At 66.4% G+C, this 17,682-nt stretch carries 18 protein-coding genes; 15 read left to right on the forward strand and 3 right to left on the reverse strand.

Features of this window, described 5'->3' with window-relative positions:
• Positions 1-74: 74 nt before the first annotated feature.
• From bchC to C5F44_RS07780, 15 genes are all read left to right on the forward strand, one after another.
• Positions 75-1,019, forward strand: coding sequence for a chlorophyll synthesis pathway protein BchC (gene bchC / locus C5F44_RS07710; RefSeq protein WP_107672944.1), 945 nt, complete (start codon positions 75-77; stop codon positions 1,017-1,019).
• Positions 1,016-2,020 (forward strand): chlorophyllide a reductase iron protein subunit X, encoded by a 1,005-nt coding sequence (locus C5F44_RS07715; protein ID WP_107672945.1) that lies wholly within the window; start codon positions 1,016-1,018, stop codon positions 2,018-2,020. The genes bchC and C5F44_RS07715 overlap by 4 nt, the downstream gene beginning before the upstream one ends.
• 87 nt (positions 2,021-2,107) lie before the next feature.
• On the forward strand, positions 2,108-3,637 hold the full coding sequence (gene bchY, locus C5F44_RS07720; RefSeq protein ID WP_107673114.1) for a chlorophyllide a reductase subunit Y: 1,530 nt from the start codon (positions 2,108-2,110) through the stop codon (positions 3,635-3,637).
• The gene (bchZ, locus tag C5F44_RS07725) at positions 3,637-5,127 is read left to right on the forward strand and encodes a chlorophyllide a reductase subunit Z (RefSeq protein ID WP_107672946.1); all 1,491 of its coding nucleotides are present in this window, start codon (positions 3,637-3,639) and stop codon (positions 5,125-5,127) included. Before bchY ends, bchZ begins: the two co-directional genes overlap by 1 nt.
• Complete coding sequence (pufQ, locus tag C5F44_RS07730) at positions 5,124-5,348, forward strand: cytochrome PufQ (protein ID WP_107672947.1); 225 nt, start codon at positions 5,124-5,126, stop codon at positions 5,346-5,348. Before bchZ ends, pufQ begins: the two co-directional genes overlap by 4 nt.
• A gap of 199 nt (positions 5,349-5,547) precedes the next feature.
• Positions 5,548-5,697 carry a light-harvesting antenna LH1, beta subunit gene (pufB, locus tag C5F44_RS07735; RefSeq protein ID WP_107673115.1) on the forward strand — a complete coding sequence of 50 codons (150 nt, stop codon included), beginning with the start codon at positions 5,548-5,550 and terminating at the stop codon, positions 5,695-5,697.
• Positions 5,698-5,710: 13 nt separating this feature from the next.
• Positions 5,711-5,899: a light-harvesting antenna LH1, alpha subunit gene (pufA, locus tag C5F44_RS07740; protein ID WP_107672948.1), complete on the forward strand. Its 189-nt coding sequence runs from the start codon at positions 5,711-5,713 to the stop codon at positions 5,897-5,899.
• Between the two features lie 131 nt (positions 5,900-6,030).
• On the forward strand, positions 6,031-6,879 hold the full coding sequence (gene pufL, locus C5F44_RS07745) for a photosynthetic reaction center subunit L (RefSeq protein ID WP_107672949.1): 849 nt from the start codon (positions 6,031-6,033) through the stop codon (positions 6,877-6,879).
• Positions 6,872-7,795, forward strand: coding sequence for a photosynthetic reaction center subunit M (gene pufM, locus C5F44_RS07750; RefSeq protein WP_107672950.1), 924 nt, complete (start codon positions 6,872-6,874; stop codon positions 7,793-7,795). The genes pufL and pufM overlap by 8 nt, the downstream gene beginning before the upstream one ends.
• A gap of 10 nt (positions 7,796-7,805) precedes the next feature.
• Positions 7,806-8,033 carry an RC-LH1 core complex protein PufX gene (gene pufX / locus C5F44_RS07755; protein WP_181318217.1) on the forward strand — a complete coding sequence of 76 codons (228 nt, stop codon included), beginning with the start codon at positions 7,806-7,808 and terminating at the stop codon, positions 8,031-8,033.
• A gap of 206 nt (positions 8,034-8,239) precedes the next feature.
• On the forward strand, positions 8,240-10,174 hold the full coding sequence (gene dxs / locus C5F44_RS07760) for a 1-deoxy-D-xylulose-5-phosphate synthase (RefSeq protein WP_107672952.1): 1,935 nt from the start codon (positions 8,240-8,242) through the stop codon (positions 10,172-10,174).
• A 91-nt stretch (positions 10,175-10,265) separates the two neighbouring features.
• Positions 10,266-11,240, forward strand: a complete 975-nt coding sequence (locus tag C5F44_RS07765) for a hypothetical protein (protein WP_107672953.1) — start codon at positions 10,266-10,268, stop codon at positions 11,238-11,240.
• A gap of 156 nt (positions 11,241-11,396) precedes the next feature.
• Positions 11,397-12,050 (forward strand): protein-L-isoaspartate O-methyltransferase family protein, encoded by a 654-nt coding sequence (locus tag C5F44_RS07770; protein WP_107672954.1) that lies wholly within the window; start codon positions 11,397-11,399, stop codon positions 12,048-12,050.
• A 76-nt stretch (positions 12,051-12,126) separates the two neighbouring features.
• Positions 12,127-13,503 carry a TolC family outer membrane protein gene (locus C5F44_RS07775; RefSeq protein ID WP_181318218.1) on the forward strand — a complete coding sequence of 459 codons (1,377 nt, stop codon included), beginning with the start codon at positions 12,127-12,129 and terminating at the stop codon, positions 13,501-13,503.
• Between the two features lie 170 nt (positions 13,504-13,673).
• Positions 13,674-14,339, forward strand: coding sequence for a hypothetical protein (locus C5F44_RS07780; protein WP_107672955.1), 666 nt, complete (start codon positions 13,674-13,676; stop codon positions 14,337-14,339).
• 74 nt (positions 14,340-14,413) lie between these two features.
• On the opposite strand, the gene C5F44_RS07785 is transcribed toward C5F44_RS07780, so the two are convergent.
• The 3 genes from C5F44_RS07785 to C5F44_RS07795 all read right to left on the reverse strand — a co-directional run bounded on the left by C5F44_RS07785 (position 14,414) and on the right by C5F44_RS07795 (position 17,467).
• Positions 14,414-14,740, reverse strand: coding sequence for a DUF6280 family protein (locus C5F44_RS07785; protein ID WP_107672956.1), 327 nt, complete (start codon positions 14,738-14,740; stop codon positions 14,414-14,416).
• 229 nt (positions 14,741-14,969) lie between these two features.
• On the reverse strand, positions 14,970-15,740 hold the full coding sequence (gene ygfZ, locus C5F44_RS07790; protein WP_107672957.1) for a CAF17-like 4Fe-4S cluster assembly/insertion protein YgfZ: 771 nt from the start codon (positions 15,738-15,740) through the stop codon (positions 14,970-14,972).
• A gap of 68 nt (positions 15,741-15,808) precedes the next feature.
• On the reverse strand, positions 15,809-17,467 hold the full coding sequence (locus C5F44_RS07795; RefSeq protein WP_107673117.1) for an ABC transporter ATP-binding protein: 1,659 nt from the start codon (positions 17,465-17,467) through the stop codon (positions 15,809-15,811).
• Positions 17,468-17,682 lie beyond the last annotated feature (215 nt).

The following is a 17,682-nucleotide window of genomic DNA, read 5'->3' on the forward strand; positions in this document are numbered from 1 at the left end:
GCTAGACTTACACCTAAGCAAAAACCGGACGCCTCCCCGAGTCTTGGGGCCGCCCGGGCCAAGAGGGAACCACCGTGAGAACGACTGCCGTCATCCTTGAGGGACCGCGCAAGCTGGGGCTTGAAAGCCTTGGGCTGGTGACGCCCGGACCGGACGACCTGGTGGTCGAGGTGTCCCATTCCGGCATTTCGACCGGCACCGAAAAGCTGTTCTACACCGGCACGATGCCGCCCTTCCCGGGCATGGGCTATCCGCTGGTTCCCGGCTATGAAGCCGCGGGCGAGGTGGTGGAAGCCGGCGCCGATACCGGCTTTCGCGTGGGCGAACGGGTGTTCGTGCCGGGCGCCAACTGCTTTACCGACAATGTGAAGGGCCTGTTCGGGGGCGCGAGCCGCCGGCTGGTGACCAAGGCATCCCGCGTGGCCCGGATCGACGCCGGTCTTGGCGCCGAAGGGGCGCTGCTGGCACTGGCGGCCACGGCCCGTCATGCGCTGGCCGGCTTCAACACCGCGCTGCCCGACCTGATTGTCGGCCATGGCACGCTGGGCCGTTTGCTGGCCCGCCTGACCCTTGCCGCCGGTGCGCCGGCGCCGACGGTCTGGGACACGAACCCCGCCCGCCGCGAGGGCGCGCAGGGCTATGCCTGCATCGCGCCGGAAGACGATCCGCGCCGCGATTACAAGGCGATCTATGATGCTTCGGGCGCCAAGGGCCTGCTGGACCAGTTGGTCATGCGGCTGGCCAAGGGCGGCGAGGTGGTGCTGGCCGGGTTCTATACCGAACCCGTGGCCTTTGCCTTCCCGCCGGCCTTCATGAAGGAAGCCCGCATCCGCATTGCCAGCGAATGGCAGCCTGACGACTTGGTGGCGACGCGGGCGCTGATCGAATCCGGTGCGCTGTCGCTCAAGGGGCTGATCACGCACACCCGTCCTGCCGCGCAGGCGGCCGAGGCCTATGAGACCGCCTTTGGCGACCCGGCCTGCCTGAAGATGATTCTCGACTGGAGTGGCACCGCATGACCCTGGACGTACCGAACCTCAAGGATTTCGACGCCCGTCTGCGCGCCGAGGCCGCAGAAGAACCGACGCTGGAAATCCCGCAAGACCCGCCGTCGAAGAAGACGCAGATCATTGCGATCTATGGCAAGGGCGGGATCGGCAAGTCGTTCACGCTGGCCAACCTCAGCCACATGATGGCCGAGATGGGCAAGCGGGTGCTGCTGATCGGCTGCGACCCGAAGTCCGACACCACCAGCCTGCTGTTCGGCGGCAAGGCCTGCCCGACGATCATCGAAACCTCGACCCGCAAGAAGCTGGCCGGGGAAGAGGTGAAGGTGGGCGATGTCTGCTTCAAGCGCGGCGGTGTCTACGCGATGGAGCTTGGCGGGCCGGAAGTGGGCCGCGGTTGCGGCGGGCGCGGCATTATCCACGGGTTTGAAACGCTGGAGAAGCTGGGCTTCCACGACTGGGATTTCGACTATGTGCTGCTCGACTTTCTGGGCGACGTGGTTTGCGGCGGCTTCGGCCTGCCGATCGCCCGCGACATGGCGCAGAAGGTGATCGTGGTCGGCTCGAACGACCTGCAATCGCTGTATGTGGCGAACAACGTCTGCTCGGCGGTGGAGTACTTCCGCAAGCTGGGCGGCAATGTCGGCGTGGCGGGCCTTGTGATCAACAAGGATGACGGCACGGGCGAGGCCAAGGCCTTTGCCGAAGCGGTGGGGATTCCGATCCTTGCCAGCATTCCCGCCGATGACGATCTGCGGCGGAAATCGGCGAATTACCTGATTGTCGGCAGCCATGCCACCCAATGGGGGCCGCTGTTCGAGGAGCTGGCGATCAATGTAGCCGACGCCCCGCCGCTGCGCCCCCGCCCGTTGAGCCAGGACGGCCTTCTGGGCCTGTTCTCGGCCGAGACGACCGGCGCCGATTTCGTTCTGGAACCGGCCACCGACGAAGACATGCGCGGCAAATACGCGGGCCAGAAGGTCTCGCTGGAAGTGGTGTATGACAATGCTTGATCTCGACGCCCTGACACGTCTGGAAGAAGCCCTGAAACTGCTGGGAACGCGGGGGGTACGGAAGTGACCGACCTGCGCACCGACGTGATGGCCGAAGGCCCCGTCCTGACCGGGGGGGCGTCTGACGCGGCCCTTGGCACGGATGGCCTGGGTTGCCACGCGGGCGCATCGGCGCTGGAGGCTGCGGCCCGTGCGGCGGGCAATTCGGAATTGCTGGACCAGTTCGCCAAGGATTATCCGGCCGGCCCGCATGACAAGCCGCAAAGCATGTGCCCGGCGTTCGGGAGCCTGCGGGTGGGGCTGCGGATGCGGCGGGTGGCGACGGTGCTGTCGGGCAGCGCCTGCTGCGTTTACGGCCTGTCCTTCATCAGCCATTTCTACGGTGCCCGCCGGTCTGTCGGCTATGTGCCGTTCAGCAGCGAAACGCTGGTGACCGGCAAGCTGTTCGAGGACATCCGCGACGCGGTGCATGAACTGGCCGACCCCGACCGCTATGATGCGGTGGTGGTGACCAACCTGTGCGTGCCGACCGCCAGCGGCGTGCCGCTGCGGCTGTTGCCGAATGAAATCAACGGGGTACGCATCGTTGGCATTGACGTGCCGGGGTTCGGTGTGCCCACCCATGCCGAGGCCAAGGACGTGCTGGCCGGCGCCATGCTGAAATATGCCCGGCATGAAATCATGGCCGGCCCGGTGCCGGCGCCTGTGTCGGGGCGCAGCGACCGGCCGACCGTCACCCTGCTGGGCGAGATGTTCCCGGCCGATCCGATGATGATCGGCGCGATGCTGGCGCCCATGGGGCTGGCCGTGGGGCCGACGGTGCCCTGCCGCGACTGGCGCGAGCTTTATGCCGCGCTGGACAGCAAGGTGATTGCCGCGATTCACCCGTTCTACAGCGCCTCGATCCGCGAGTTTCAGGCGGCGGGCCGTGCCATCGTGGGCAGCGCCCCCGTGGGCCATGACGGCACGATGGAGTGGCTGGCAAACGTCGGCGCTGCGTATGATGTAGATGCAGCAAAGGTAGGCGCGGCGCAGAACGCCTTTGGCGCCGCCATCAAGGCCGCGCTGGCCAATGCGCCGATCAAGGGCCGCATCACCCTGTCGGGGTATGAGGGCAGCGAACTGCTGGTGGCCCGGCTGCTGATCGAAAGCGGCGCGGATGTGCCCTATGTCGGCACCGCCTGCGGCCGCACCGAATGGAGCGCGGCGGATCGCGACTGGCTGGAAGCGCGCGGCGTGGTGGTCAAGTACCGCGCCAGCCTGGAAGACGACCTGACCGCGATGGAGGCCTTCAAGCCCGATCTTGCCATCGGCACGACGCCGGTGGTCCAGAAGGCCAAGGAAAAGGCCATTCCGGCGCTGTATTTCACCAACCTGATCTCGGCCCGCCCGCTGATGGGGCCGGCCGGGGCCGGCAGTCTGGCGCAGGTGGTGAATGCCGCCATGGCCGGCAAGGCCCGCATGGCCGGAATGAAAGCCTTTTTCGAAGGCGTCGGCACCGGCGATACGACCGGCATCTGGGAAGGTGCGCCGAACCTGCGCCCCGATTTCCGCGCGATCCACCAGCGCAAGCTGGACAAGGCCGCCAAGGCGGCCAAAGCGCAGGAGATGATCTGATGCTGTTGCAGGATCATGATCGCGCCGGCGGCTACTGGGGGGCAGTCTATGCCTTCTGCGCCGTCAAGGGATTGCAGGTGGTGATCGACGGCCCGGTGGGCTGCGAGAACCTGCCGGTGACCAGCGTGCTGCATTACACCGATGCGCTGCCGCCGCATGAGCTGCCCATCGTGGTGACGGGCCTGGGCGAGGAAGAACTGGGCCGCGAAGGCACCGAAGGCGCGATGAAACGCGCCTGGAAGGTGCTGGACCCGGCGCTGCCGGCGGTGGTCGTCACCGGCAGCATCGCCGAGATGATCGGCGGCGGCGTCACGCCGCAGGGCACCAACATCCAGCGCTTCCTGCCGCGCACCATCGACGAAGACCAGTGGCAATGCGCCGACCGGGCGATGACCTGGATCTTCACCGAATTCGGCATGACCAAGGGCCGGATGCCGCCCGAGGCCGACCGGCCGGACGGGGCAAAGCCCCGCGTCAACATCCTGGGGCCGATGTACGGCACCTTCAACATGGCGTCCGACCTGCACGAGATCCGCCGCCTGGTGGAAGGCATCGGCGCCGAGGTCAACATGGTGATGCCCATGGGCGCCCATCTGGCCGAGATGCGCAACCTGGTGAACGCCGACGCCAATGTCGTGATGTATCGCGAGTTTGGCCGCGGCCTGGCCGAGGTGCTGGGCAAGCCTTACCTACAGGCGCCGATCGGGCTGGAATCGACCACGCTGTTCCTGCGCAAGCTGGGCGAGATGCTGGAGCTGGACCCCGAACCGTTCATCGAGCGGGAAAAACATTCGACGCTGAAGCCGCTGTGGGATCTGTGGCGTTCTGTCACGCAGGATTTCTTTGCCACCGCCAGCTTCGGCATTGTGGCGAACGAGACCTATACCCGGGGCATCCGCCACTATCTGGAAGACGATCTTGGCTTCCCCTGCGCCTTTGCCGTGGCCCGCAAGGCCGGGCAAAAGACCAATAACGAAGAGGTTCGGGCGCTTTTGCGGCAGCACCGGCCGCTGATCGTGATGGGGTCGATCAACGAGAAGATCTACATGGCCGAGATGAAGGGCGGGCACGGTCCTGCGCCCAGTTTCATTCCGGCCAGCTTCCCGGGTGCGGCTATCCGGCGCGCTACAGGCACACCCGTTATGGGATATGCTGGCGCCGTGTACATGTTGCAGGAAGTGTGTAACGGCCTGTTCGATGCGCTGTTCCACATCCTGCCACTGGCATCCGAGATGGACAGTGCGGCGGCCACGCCCACGACGCTTCGGCGCGACATGCCCTGGGACATCGACGCCCAGGCCGCGCTGGACCGGATCGTGGCCGAGCACCCGGTTCTGACCCGCATCTCGGCGGCGAAATCCCTGCGGGACGCGGCCGAGAAGGCCGCCCTCGACCAGGGCGCCGAGCGGGTGGTGTTGGAGGTAGTCGAGGCCCTGCGCGGAGAATCCGCGGGCAGGGGCCCCAGCAAGGGACAAGGAGGGACGGCATGAGTGACCAGACCGCCGGCGAGACCGTCGTGCATCATGCGCAACGCACGCCGAAAACCGAGTTCTACATCTATTTCACCCTGATCTTCGTGGTCGCGATCCCGATCGCCATCGTGAACTGGGTGTTCCGGCTGATTGCCGACCGCCGCCTGCCGGCACAGGGCCCCCTGGCCCGTGCCTGGCGCGAGGCCGGGTCGATCACGCCGGCGATCTTCCGGCCCTAGCGGCCGGAACCCTTCTGCCCCGGGCCCGGAAAGCCAGGACAGAAGCTCGATCTTCCCCGGCCGAAGCGCCCAAGGCCGGGGCAATCGCTCGCCGTATCCCGGATGATCCGGGGTGCGGGGAAACTCGGGGAGGCATCCTGCCGAACCGTGAACCCAGCCGCAGGGGATGCGGTGTCAGTCTGACCATCCGGAGGATAGAATGGCTGATAAATCCGACCTGAGCTTCACAGGTCTTTCTGACGAGCAGGCGCAGGAACTGCACTCCGTGTATATGAGCGGGCTCTGGCTCTTCGTGACCATTGCCGTCATCGCCCATATCGCCGTGTACATCTGGCGTCCGTGGCTCTGAGGAGGAGCAAGCAATGTCCAAATTCTACAAGATCTGGCAAGTGTTCGACCCCCGTCGCGTCTTCGTGGCGCAGGGCGTCTTCCTCTTCCTGCTGGCCGTGATGATTCACCTCATCCTGCTCAGCAAGCCCGACTACAACTGGCTTGACGTCGGTACGGCCAAGTACGGCCGCGGCGAAGCCGCTGCGGTCGTCACCCCGTAAGGGACCGGCCTCTGTTGCGGGCGGCAAGCTGATGGGCCTGCCGCCCGCGACGATACGCGCGATTTCACACGGAGAAGCTGCTTCCATGCGCCAGGGAGGCAGGAATATCCGGCAAAAGCGGAGAGGGAAGCATGGCACTGCTCAGCTTCGAACGAAAATACCGCGTGCCGGGAGGCACGCTGGTCGGCGGGAATCTGTTCGACTTCTGGGTCGGCCCTTTCTACGTCGGCTTCTTCGGCGTCACGACATTCTTTTTCGCGGCGCTTGGCACACTTCTGATTCTTTACGGAACGGCGATGGAGGGGGTCTGGAACCCTCAGCTCATCTCGATCGAACCGCCGTCGGTTGAGAACGGCCTGGCCTTCGCGCCGCTTGCTGAAGGCGGCCTTTGGCAGTTGATCACGATCTGCGCGCTGGGGGCCTTCATCAGTTGGGCGCTTCGCGAGGTCGAGATCTGCCGCAAGCTTGGCATCGGGCTTCACATCCCCTTCGCCTTCAGCTTCGCGATCCTGGCCTATGCGGTTCTGGTCGTGTTCCGGCCGCTGCTGATGGGCTCATGGGGCTATGCGTTCCCCTACGGGATCTGGACGCACCTCGATTGGGTCTCGAACACCGGCTACACCTACGGCAACTTCCACTACAACCCGGCGCACATGCTGGGGATCAGCTTCTTCTTCACCACGGCGCTGGCTCTGGCGCTGCACGGTGCCCTGGTTCTGTCGGCCGCCAACCCTGAAAAGGGCCAGGAAATGAAAACGGCCGACCACGAGGACACGTTCTTCCGCGATCTGGTCGGCTATTCGATCGGGACGCTGGGCATCCACCGTCTGGGCCTGCTTCTGGCGCTGATGGCGGTGTTCTGGTCCGCGGTCTGCATGATCATCACGGGCACGATCTGGTTCGATCAGTGGAGCAACTGGTGGTACTGGTGGGTTGAGCTGCCCTGGTGGGTCGACATTCCGGGAGGCGTAAATGGCTGAGTATCAAAACATCTTCACGCAAGTCCAAGTCGGCGGCGCACCCGAAATGGGTCTGGTCGAAGGCGTGGACCTGTCAAACCGGACCAAGGGCACCACGAACTGGACGCTGCTTGGCTGGTTCGGCAACGCCCAGATCGGACCGATCTATCTTGGCGGCTGGGGCACTGTCTCGCTCATCTCGGGCGTGCTGTGGTTCATGACCATCGGGGCCTGGTTCTGGTACGAGGCGGGCTTCAACCCGGCCGTGTTCATGCGCGATCTGTTCTATCTGTCGCTTGACGCGCCGGATGCCAAATACGGCCTGGGTGTGCCCAGGGACGCGGAAGGCATCATGTGGTTCATCGCCTCGTTCTTCATGTTCGTGGCGGTCTGGTCCTGGTGGATCCGCACCTATACCCGGGCTGCGGCCCTGGGCATGGGCAAGCACACCGCCTGGGCCTTCCTGTCGGCGATCTGGCTCTGGATGGTGCTGGGCTTCATCCGCCCGATCCTGATGGGAAGCTGGTCGGAAGCCGTGCCTTACGGCATCTTCACCCACCTCGACTGGACCAACAACTTCAGCCTGACCTACGGCAACCTGTTCTACAACCCCTTCCACGGCCTGAGCATCGCCTTCCTCTACGGATCGGCCCTGCTGTTCGCCATGCACGGGGCGACCATTCTGGCGGTCTCGCGCTTCGGCGGCGACCGCGAGCTGGAACAGATCGTTGACCGCGGGACGGCGGCCGAACGTGCGGCGCTGTTCTGGCGCTGGACCATGGGCTTCAACGCCACGATGGAAGGTATCCACCGTTGGGCGTGGTGGTTCGGGGTTCTGGTCACCCTGACCGGCGGTATCGGCATCCTGCTGAGCGGCACGGTTGTGGACAACTGGTATGTCTGGGCGCAAGTCCACGGCTACGCCCCGGTCAACTGAGGAGCGGATCATGGCTGAGTACAACTACTCTCACGAGCCGAATGCGGTGATCAACCTGCGCGTCTGGGCCCTTGGTCAGATGGTGTGGGGGGCCTTCCTGGCCGCCGTCGGTGTTGTCGTGGTGATCTGCCTGCTGGTCGGCACCTATCTTGCTGGTCTGCTGTTGCCCGAGCAAAGCAAGCAGGCACCTTCGCCTTATGGCGCGCTCGAGATCGTTCAGACCATCGACGTTGCCTGATGAAATCTGCGGGTGGGCGGCTCCGGTTCCGGGACGCCGCCCCCCGCTTCCGCCGTTCGGGCCATTTCGCCGGCCCGGATCCGGGGCGCAACCACAGCCCGGTTCCCTTCCTGTTGGCGACAGGGACCTGGTGCCGTGTGGTTCTTCCACACGGCACTTTTTTCATTCATGCCCCTGACAGGGGCGGCTCATTGGAGGACGCAACCATGAGCGCGACACCGACCCCGAAACCGATCCTTGACCGGGTTGCCAGCCCGAGCGACATGAAATCGCTGACCGACGCCGAGCTTGGCCGCCTGGCCGAGGAGCTGCGGCGCGAGACCATAGAGGTGGTCAGCCAGACCGGCGGGCATCTGGGGTCATCTCTGGGCGTGGTCGAACTGACGGTGGCAATTCATGCCGTGTTCGACACGCCGCGCGACAAGCTGGTCTGGGACGTGGGCCACCAGTGCTATCCGCACAAGATTCTGACCGGGCGGCGCGACCGGATGCTGACGCTGCGGCAGGCGAACGGGCTGTCGGGGTTCACCAAACGGTCGGAATCGGAATATGACCCGTTCGGGGCCGCCCATTCCTCGACCTCGATCAGCGCGGCGCTTGGCTTTGCCGTGGGGCGTGAGCTGGGGATGCCGGTCGGCGATACCATCGCGGTCATCGGCGACGGGTCGATCACCGCCGGCATGGCCTATGAGGCGCTGAACCACGCCGGCCACCTGAAAAGCCGGATGTTCGTGATCCTGAACGACAATGACATGTCGATTGCCCCGCCGGTGGGGGCGCTGTCGCGCTATCTGAACGATATTGCCGCCAAGGGCCCCTTTGCCATGCTGAAGGCCGCCGCCGAGGGGATCGAGGCGCATCTGCCCGGCCCGGTGCGCGAAGGCGCCCGCCGCGCCCGGCAAATGGTGACGGGGATGCCCGGCGGCGGCACGCTGTTTGAAGAGCTGGGCTTTGAATATGTCGGCCCGATTGACGGCCATGACATGGAGCAGTTGCTGGGCACGCTGCGGGCGGCGCGGGCACGGGCGCGCGGGCCGGTGCTGATTCATGCGGTCACGGTCAAGGGCAAGGGCTATGCCCCGGCCGAGGGGGCCGACGACAAGTATCATGGCGTGGCGAAATTCGACATTGCGACCGGCGCGCAGGTGAAATCGAAGTCGAACGCGCCGTCCTATACCTCGGTCTTCGGCAATACGCTGACGGAAGAGGCCGCGCGCGATCCGCGCATCGTGGCGATCACCGCCGCCATGCCGGGCGGCACCGGGCTGGACATCATGGCGCGGCGCTTTCCGGCGCGGGTGTTCGATGTGGGCATTGCCGAACAGCATGGCGTGACCTTTGCCGCCGGTCTGGCCGCGGCGGGGATGCGGCCCTTCTGCGCGATCTATTCCAGCTTCCTTCAACGTGGCTATGACCAGATCGTGCATGACGTGGCCTTGCAGAACCTGCCGGTGCGGTTCGCCATCGACCGGGCCGGTCTGGTGGGGCAGGACGGCGCCACCCATGCCGGTGCGTTTGACACCGCGATGCTGGCCAACCTGCCGAACATGGTGGTCATGGCCTGCGGAGACGAGGCCGAGCTGGTGCATATGGTCGCCACGGCGGTGGAGTTCGACGCCGGTCCCATCGCCTTCCGCTATCCGCGCGGCGAAGGGGCGGGGGTCGAGATGCCGTCACGCGGCACGCCGCTGGAGATTGGCCGGGGCCGGGTGGTGCGCGAGGGGACCGATGCCGCGATCCTGTCTTTCGGGGCGCATCTGTCCGAGGCGCTGGCCGCCGCCGAGATGCTGGAGGCGGAGGGGATTTCGCTGACCGTGGCCGATGCGCGCTTTGCCAAGCCGCTGGACACGGCGCTGATCGACCGGCTGATCGACAGCCATGCCGGGCTGTTCACGCTGGAACAGGGGTCTTCGGGCGGGTTCGGGGCGCAGGTGCTGCACCATCTGGCGGCGACCGGCGGGCTGGACCGGGGCCGGGTGGTGCGCACGCTGATGCTGCCGGACAAGTTCATTGACCAGGCCAGCCCGGCGCAGATGTATGCCTGGGCCGGGCTGACGGCGGCGGACATCGCGGCCTCGGTCCGGGGGGCGCTGGCGCGGGACAAGGTGGCGCGGATGCCAAGCCGCCCCCGCGCCGTCTGACGCGCCGTCTGACCGGAGCGTCCGGAGTTCTGGACAAAAGACCGGGGCCGTCGCAGGCTTTTCGGGATTTGATCCGATTCTTGAGGCGCAGATGTGGGATTTCAGTATCGGCCAGGCTCTGGCCCTGATGGCGCGCACCGCGCCTTTCGTCCTGTTCCGGGTGCTGGTCTATTTCGCGGTCTCTGCCGCCTTCGTGGTGGTGACGGGCACCGGGGCGGGCATCGGCTATGGCGTGGGCCTGTTCGGGGATGAGGACTTCCGAACCTCGGCCACGGTTTACGGCGCCATCAGCGGCTTCGGCCTGACGGCGGGCGTGATCTTCTTCCTGCGCGACTATCTGCTGTATCTGGTCAAGGCCGGGCATCTGGCGGTGATGGTCGAGCTGATGGAGGGCCGCGAGGTGCCGGGCGGGCAGGGGCAGGTGGCCTGGGCGCAGGGCGTGGTGCGCGAACGCTTTGGCACCGCCAGCGCGCTGTTCGGGCTGGATGTGCTGATCCGCGGCGTGGTGGGGGCGGTGACGGGGCTGTTGCAGGGCATCCTGTCCTTCCTGCCGATTCCGGGGCTGGACCGGCTGGCCGCGGCGCTGCGCGCCTATCTGAAGATCGCCGCCGGGCTGATTGACGAGGTGATCCTGGCGCAGATCCTGCGCACGCGGTCGGACAATCCGTGGAAGACCGGGCAGGAGGCGCTGGTGCTGTATGCCCAGAACGCCCGGCCGCTTCTGGTGAATGCGGCCTGGCTGACGCTGATTGTCTGGGTGCTGTCGCTGCTGGTGTTCCTGGTCATGCTGGCGCCGGCGGCCGCGGTGGTCTGGCTGATCCCCGGCCCGGCGACCGGCGGGATGATGGTCTTTGCCATCCTGTTCGCCTGGGCGGTGAAGGCGGCGCTGATTGAACCTTTCGCGCTGGCCTGCATGTTGCAGGTGTATTTCAAGGTGACGGAAGGGCAGCAGCCCGACCCGGACTGGACCGCCCGGCTGTCGCAGGCTTCGGACAAGTTCCGCAGCATGGGCGAAAAGGCCGCCGGTTGGGTCACGGGGCGCCGGTCCGCGCCGCCGGCGGCCTGATCCGCCGCGCCTTGCGGATCACAGCTTTGCGCAAATCGCGGCTGGGGGGCTGGCATATTTGCTTGCCCTGCGTCAGAAAGGCCGCGAAGGCGGTTGCCGCCCCCTTGGGGTTGTGGCAGATATTCATTAGGCGCAATCTAAACCGAAGGGTTCAGAATGACCGACTATGCTGAGCGGCGCGTGACGATGGTGGACACCCAGGTCCGCCCTTCGGACGTGACCAAGTTTCCGATCATCGACGCCATGCTGTCGGTCCCGCGCGAGGTTTATGTGCCCGCTGACCGGCGCGAGGCCGCCTATATCGGCGACAATGTGGACATCGCGCCGGGCCGGGTGGTGCTGGACCCGCGCGTTCTGGCCAAGATCCTGGACGCGCTGGATATTCAGCCCGACGAGATGGTTCTCGATCTGGGCTGCGGGCTGGGCTATTCGGCGGCGGTGATCGCCCGGCTGGCCGAGACCGTGATCGCGGTCGAGGAGGATGAGGCGCTGGCCGCCGAGGCGCAGCGCATCCTGTCGGAGCAGGGCGTGGACAATGCCGTGGTCTTTGCCGGCCCGCTGGCCGCAGGCGCGGCGAAGCACGGCCCCTATGACGCGATCACCCTGCAAGGCGGCATCGAGGAATTGCCCGAGGCGCTGGCGGCCCAGCTCAAGGAAGGGGGCCGGATCGCGGCCATCATCCTGGAAGGGGCGCTTGGCACCGTGAAGATCGGCTTCAAGCGTGATGGCGTGATTGCCTGGCGTTTTGCCTTCAATGCCACCGCCCCGCTGCTGCCCGGCTTTGCCGCGCAGCGGGCTTTTGCCCTGTAATAAAGGCGCGGGCCGTCCCGGCCCGCCGACCCGGAAAGACCGGCCCCGCGCGGGGCGCGCAGGAAGGACAGTCGTGATGCGGATGTGGTTGAAGGCCCTTGTTCTTGGATCGGCATCGCTGACGATGACCTTGCCGGCCGCGGCGGAAACGCTGGCCGATGCGCTGACGGCGGCCTATCGCAATTCGCACCTGCTGGACCAGAACGAAGCCGTGCTGCGGGCCGCCGATGAAGATGTGGCGGTGGCGGTGTCGTCGCTGCGCCCGGTGGTCAGCTATGTGGTGAACTGGGGCAAGAGCTATGCCAATTACACCACCGCCGGGGTGCATGTTTCGGGCGACACGCTGGCCACGTCGGTTTCGCTGTCGCTGGACCTGATGGTGTTCGACTTTGGCCGCACCAAGGCCCAGATCGCGATTGCCGAGGAAAGCGTGAAGGCCACGCGGCAGGCGCTGGTGGGGGTTGAGCAGGATGTGCTGCTGGCCGCCGTGCAGGCCTATGTGGATGTGAAGCTGGCCGAAGAGATTGTCGCGCTGCGGCAATCGAACGTGCGGCTGATCACGCAGGAATTGCGCGCCGCGCAGGACAGGTTCGAGGTGGGCGAGATCACCCGCACCGACGTTTCCATCGCCGAAGCGCGGCTGGCGGCTTCGCGCGCCTCGCTGGCGGCGGCCGAAGGCACGCTGATGGTGGCACGCGAATCCTACAAGGCGGCGACGGGGGCCTATCCGGGCCGTCTGGCCGCGCTGCCGCCCAGCCCGAAGATTGGCAAGACCATTGACGAGGCGCGGTCGGTTGCGATGAAGACGCACCCCGCCATCCGGCAGGCGCAGCATCAGGTGACGATCGCCGACCGCTCGGTCGAACTGGCCGAAGCGTCGATGAAGCCGTCGATCGGGCTTGGCGTTTCGATCAGCAATACCACGGTGCAGGACCGCTTTTCCGCCGATGCCGGGTTGCAGATGAGCCAGACGTTGTATGCGGGCGGCAAGCTGTCGGCGCTGTATCGCAAGTCGCTGGCGCAGAAGGAAGGCGCGCGGTCGGCGCTGAAGCAGACCGTGGTGCAAATCGAACAGAACCTTGGCAATGCCTGGGCCAACCTTGCGGTCTATGGCGCGTCGATCAAGGCGACGACGGCGCAGATCGAAGCGGCGCAATCGGCCTTTGACGGCGTGCGCGAGGAAGCCAGCCTTGGCGCCCGCACCACGCTGGACGTGCTGGATGCCGAACAGGAACTGCTGGACGCCCGCGCCTCGCGGCTGGAGGCCGAGGCGAACCGCTATGTGGCGGTTTATCGGGTGCTGGCGGCGATGGGTCTGCTGACCGTTGATCACCTGAAGCTGGGCATTCCGACCTATGACCCGGATGCCTATTACGATGCGGTGAAACGGGCCCCGGCCACGTCTTCGCGCGGCAAGAAGCTGGATGCGATCATGGAGAAGGTCGGGCGCTGATCCGGCCCCGCACCGCAGCCTGTGACATGTCTTTGCGGCCGCCCTTGGGGCGGCCGTATTGCTTTGTTAACGTGGAACCCGACGGTTCCTTGTGCCAGAGCCCGGTTCTGGCTAGACTGGCCGCCACGGGAACGCAGAAGACCAACAGGCAGAGCAGAATGGCCGACTCCATGAAAACGCAGGAAATTGAGGATGTTCTGACCTCGATCCGGCGTCTGGTTTCAGAAGACCTGCGGCCGGCGCCCCGGCCGCTGACGCGCCCTGCGGGCAGGCTGGTGCTGACCCCGGCGCTGCGGGTCGAGGCGCCGGTGGCATCGCCCGGCGTGCTGCGGCTGACCGGCGCGGCGCTGGTGCGCCCGCCTTCGGGCGGCGATGCCGGTTATGTGGAAGAGATCGAGACCCCGCCCGCGCCGGCACCCGAGGTGCGCGGCCACTGGACGGCGGAAACCATGCCCGAGGTGACCTGGCTGGCCGGGGAAGAACCGTGGGAGCCGTCCGAGCCGCTTGCCTTCGTGGCGCATCGCCGTGTGTCCGCAACGCCGGTGCCTCAGGCCGATGACACCGGCAAGGCTGAGATGATCCGCCAGCTTGCCGCCGAGGCATTGCTGGAGGAAGCCGCGGAAGATCCGGCGGCGCCGTCGGGGCAGGGGGCCACGCCGGATGTGCTGGTGCTGACCGACCCCGCGTTGCCGATGGATGAGGGCTTGCGTGACATGGTGCGCCAGATCATCCGCGATGAGCTGGCCGGCCCGCTGGGCGAGCGGATCACCCGCAACGTGCGCAAGCTCGTGCGCATCGAACTGCGCCGCGCATTGGCGTCGCGCGACTTCGAATAACCGCCATCAAAGGCCAGAAATGCAAAAGGCGCGCCCGGGGCGCGCCTTGCATGGGTCTGTCTGGCAGACGGCGGTCAGGCCGCTTCGGCGTGGTCGGCGTCCAGCGCCGCCCGGCGTTCCGATTCCTCACGGCTGAGGGCGACGGAGGTCCGGATGCCCTTGGACACGAATTCCATCAGGCCTTTCACCACACGCTCGTTCGGGTCAATCCCGGCACAGGACAGCACTTCACGGCCATCGCGCGACCGTGCCCAGCGGGCGATCTGCTCGGGGCCGTTGCCGTATTTCTTGTCATCGGCAATCGCATCGTCCAGGGCAGCCAGAACGACCGCAGCGAAAAGCTTGCGCGCCCGCGCACCCTGTTCGAAGTTGAAAGCCGTGCTGTCGATGGAGTCCAGCATCACAGGTTCCTTGAATTCCGGTCTTGTTCTTGTCTTTTACCGCGCCTTGCGCTTGTAACGACTTGATTACGATTCTGGGCTTCCAGTTTGGAATGACAGCCATGTGCTAAGTGCATGGCTTGCCGGGGTGCCACATCATCTAGTCGTCACCTTGCGGGCGGGAAAACCAGATATGGGACACCTGTCGAGTCTGTCAACCGTTTGGTAAGGTTTTTCAGGTTTTCCGGGGTTATTCGGGGAAAACCCCGGATGAGCCGGCCAGAAGGGGGCCTTCGGCCTGATCGTGGCGCAGATAGGCCAGCGCCCGGTCGCCGGCGACGGTGCCAAGACGGCCGACCACCCGGTCGCCCGCCATGACCGGCGTGCCGGGGGCGGAGGGGCCGTCCAGCCGCACCTGCCGCAGACCCTTGCGCAGTTCGGTCTTGTGTTTCATCCGCGCGGTGACTTCCTGGCCGACATAGCAGCCCTTGCGGAAGTTCACGCCGTTCAGCCGCTCGAACCCCATTTCCAGGATGTAGCTGTCATCTGGCAGCAGATCGTCGGGGTATTCCGGCACGCCCGCCGCCACCCGCAGCGCCGCCCAGTCGGTAACGGCGGGGCCGCCCGTGTCGGGGCCATAGGCCCGCCAGCCCAGTGAGGGGGCGCGCGGGTCGGGCAGGGCGCCCGCCGGGGCGGGGCCGGTGCCACGGGTGACGTGCAGACCATCTGCCGGGGCGATCTGCACATCGGCGCGCAGGCGATACATCGTCAGCCGTTTCAGTGTGCTGGCCGCCAGCGGTTCGGGAATGTCGATCAGAAAGCTGTCGTCGTCACCTTCGCGGCGGATCACGAAGAAATCGGCCAGATACTTGCCTTGCGGCGTGAGGAACCCGGTCCAGACCAGCCCCGGCCCGCGCCCCAGCGGCAGCACGTCATTGGTGACCAGCCCTTGCAGGAAGGTCAGCACATCCTTGCCGGTCAGCCGCCAGAGGGTGCGCCCCGCGATGCCTTCGCCCGCCATGTCTTGACCTGTCATCCGAACACTCCTTTCCCGCAGATATAGGGCGGGCGGGGCGGCGGGCGAAAGGGTCAGTCGCGGAATTGCAGCGCGTGCAGGCTGGCGTAGGTGCCGTTGCGGGCGATCAACTGGTCATGGGTGCCTTGTTCCACCACCCGGCCCCGGTCCAGCACCACGATCTTGTCGGCATCGCGCACGGTGGCCAGACGGTGGGCGATGACCAGCGTGGTGCGGCCCTGCTGCGCCTGGGCCAGCGCCGCTGTCACGGCGGTTTCCGAAGCCGCATCCAAGGCCGAGGTCGCCTCGTCCAGCAGCAGGACCGGCGCATCGGCCAGAAGCGCCCGCGCAATGGCGATGCGCTGCCGCTGCCCGCCCGAGAGCGACGATCCGCGCGGGCCGGCGGGGCTGTCCACGCCAGAGGGGAGGGCTGCGATGAATTCCATCGCATGGGCATCGCGCAGGGCCTGCCGCATACGCGGCTCGTCAATGCCGTCGCGGCCCAGAACAAGGTTCTCGCGCAGGGTTTCATCAAAGAGCGCGGCTTCCTGCGTGACGGCGGCAAACAGGCGGCGCTGGTCGGGCAGGGTCATCCCCGCCGCATCGGCGCCGCCGATCACGATGCGCCCCGAGGACGGATCGGCCAGCCCGGTCAGCAGATGGAACACGGTCGTCTTGCCCGCGCCCGAGGCGCCGACCAGCGCCGTCACCTTGCCGGCTTCGGCGGTGAAGGTCAGGCCCTGCAGGACCGGCTGGTCGTCATAGGCAAAGCGCACGTCATCGAACACGATTTCCGGCGGCACCTGCGCCGGCAGGGCGCGGCTTTGTGCCGGGCGCGTGGTGGCGGGCCGGGTGTCGAACAGTTCATACAGCCGCTCCAGCGAGGCGCGGGCGATCTGCCAGCTTCCGGCAAGGTCCGAGATGCGGCGGATCGGCTGGAAGGTCAGCGCCATGGCGGTGAAGAAGGCCATGAACTCGCCGGTGGTGCGTTCGCCCGCAACCACCTGCGAGCCGCCCAGCATCAGCACCGCGAAAAAGCCGATGCCGGTGACGATATCCACCAGCGCCGGCATCGCCGCGCGTCCGACGGCCGATTTCACCTCGGCCCGGACGATGCGCGCCACGATCTGCGAGAAGCGCCCGGTCTGGTAGCTTTCCATCCGGTTCAGCTTGACCTGCTGGATGCCGTGGAACACCTCGTCCAGCCGGGTAGAGCGCAGGCCGGACTGCACCCGCATGTGCAGGGTCTTGCGCCGGACATAGCGTTGCAGCACCAGCGCCGGCAGCAACAAGAGCGGCGCCCCGACCAGCGCGGCCAGCGTCCAGACCACATCAATCCGCAGGGCCACCACCAGCAGGCCCAGAAGCGACACCGCATCGCGCGCGACGCCCACAAGCACCATCTGCGCCGCCCCCTGCGCGGCCGAGGTATCGGCCTGCACCCGGTCGATCAGCGTGCCGGGCGGGTTCTTCTGGAAGAACGCGCCATCCAGCGTCAGCAGATGGCCCAGGAGCGCCACCTGCATTTCGGCGGCCGTTTCATTGTTGACCCGCGCGATCAGCCAGCGGCCCAGGATCGAGGTGACGGCCCGCAGGACGAACAGCGCCAGAATCCCGCCGCCGACCAGTGTCAGCGCCGACATGGACTTGGCGGCGAACACATCGTCGAACAGCGGTTGCAAGAGCCAGGACAAGAGCCCCAGCGTTGACCCTTCGATCACCGACAGCAGCATTGCCAGCAGCAGAAGCCCCAGCCGCTTGCGCAGGAAGCTGCGCCAGTAGCGGCGGAAAAGCTGCGGGGAAGGGGGCGGTTCGGCCAAGGCATTGTCCCGTCTGGGTTGTCTGACGCGTGTAGCCCATGCGGGGCCCTGGCTCAAGCGGCACGGGGGCGGCGGCAGTGGCCGGGCCGTTGACGATGCGGGGGCGGGGGGCTAGCCATGACCCGACG

The sequence above is a fragment of the Fuscovulum blasticum DSM 2131 genome (assembly GCF_003034965.1).
Taxonomy (GTDB): domain Bacteria; phylum Pseudomonadota; class Alphaproteobacteria; order Rhodobacterales; family Rhodobacteraceae; genus Pseudogemmobacter; species Pseudogemmobacter blasticus.

Coding starts and splice junctions, on each gene's coding strand:
- C5F44_RS07715 (WP_107672945.1), top strand. CDS start 1,016: ATGACCCTGGACGTACCGAACCTCAAGGATTTCGACGCCCGTCTGCGC.
- bchY (WP_107673114.1), top strand. CDS start 2,108: ATGGCCGAAGGCCCCGTCCTGACCGGGGGGGCGTCTGACGCGGCCCTT.
- bchZ (WP_107672946.1), top strand. CDS start 3,637: ATGCTGTTGCAGGATCATGATCGCGCCGGCGGCTACTGGGGGGCAGTC.
- pufQ (WP_107672947.1), top strand. CDS start 5,124: ATGAGTGACCAGACCGCCGGCGAGACCGTCGTGCATCATGCGCAACGC.
- pufB (WP_107673115.1), top strand. CDS start 5,548: ATGGCTGATAAATCCGACCTGAGCTTCACAGGTCTTTCTGACGAGCAG.
- pufA (WP_107672948.1), top strand. CDS start 5,711: ATGTCCAAATTCTACAAGATCTGGCAAGTGTTCGACCCCCGTCGCGTC.
- pufL (WP_107672949.1), top strand. CDS start 6,031: ATGGCACTGCTCAGCTTCGAACGAAAATACCGCGTGCCGGGAGGCACG.
- pufM (WP_107672950.1), top strand. CDS start 6,872: ATGGCTGAGTATCAAAACATCTTCACGCAAGTCCAAGTCGGCGGCGCA.
- pufX (WP_181318217.1), top strand. CDS start 7,806: ATGGCTGAGTACAACTACTCTCACGAGCCGAATGCGGTGATCAACCTG.
- dxs (WP_107672952.1), top strand. CDS start 8,240: ATGAGCGCGACACCGACCCCGAAACCGATCCTTGACCGGGTTGCCAGC.
- C5F44_RS07765 (WP_107672953.1), top strand. CDS start 10,266: ATGTGGGATTTCAGTATCGGCCAGGCTCTGGCCCTGATGGCGCGCACC.
- C5F44_RS07770 (WP_107672954.1), top strand. CDS start 11,397: ATGACCGACTATGCTGAGCGGCGCGTGACGATGGTGGACACCCAGGTC.
- C5F44_RS07775 (WP_181318218.1), top strand. CDS start 12,127: ATGCGGATGTGGTTGAAGGCCCTTGTTCTTGGATCGGCATCGCTGACG.
- C5F44_RS07780 (WP_107672955.1), top strand. CDS start 13,674: ATGAAAACGCAGGAAATTGAGGATGTTCTGACCTCGATCCGGCGTCTG.
- C5F44_RS07785 (WP_107672956.1), bottom strand. CDS start 14,740: ATGCTGGACTCCATCGACAGCACGGCTTTCAACTTCGAACAGGGTGCG.
- ygfZ (WP_107672957.1), bottom strand. CDS start 15,740: ATGGCGGGCGAAGGCATCGCGGGGCGCACCCTCTGGCGGCTGACCGGC.
- C5F44_RS07795 (WP_107673117.1), bottom strand. CDS start 17,467: ATGCTGCTGTCGGTGATCGAAGGGTCAACGCTGGGGCTCTTGTCCTGG.